At 65.8% G+C, this 392-nt stretch carries 1 protein-coding gene; it reads left to right on the plus strand.

Annotated elements, in window-relative coordinates:
- Window positions 1–28: 28 nt before the first annotated feature.
- Window positions 29–392: TRAP transporter large permease subunit (locus EOA19_RS35155; RefSeq protein ID WP_128306123.1), on the plus strand; the 364-nt coding region annotated here is incomplete at its 3' end.

Consider the following 392-nt stretch of genomic DNA (forward strand, 5'->3'; position numbering starts at 1 on the left):
GTACGCCACGGGCGAGGAGGGTCTCTAGATGGCATTGACGGTTCTGTTCGGCACCTTCGTCTTTCTTCTGATCATCGGCACACCGATCGCCTTCTGCCTCGGTGTCGCCAGCTTCGCCACGGTTCTGGTGCTGGGGCTGCCGCCGCTGGTGGTGTTCCAGCGCCTCAACTCCGGTGTCAGCGTGTTTTCGCTGATGGCCATCCCGTTCTTCATCTTCGCCGGTGACCTGATGGTGCGCGGCGGCATTGCCGCTCGCCTTGTTGCGCTCGCCGGGGCGTTGGTCGGCCACCTGAGAGGCGGGCTCGGCCAGGTCAACATCGCCGCCTCGACCATGTTCGGCGGCATTTCCGGCTCGGCGGTGGCCGATGCCTCGGCGGTCGGCGGGCTGATGA

The organism is Mesorhizobium sp. M7A.F.Ca.US.010.02.1.1 (assembly GCF_004023085.1).
Classification (GTDB): domain Bacteria; phylum Pseudomonadota; class Alphaproteobacteria; order Rhizobiales; family Rhizobiaceae; genus Mesorhizobium.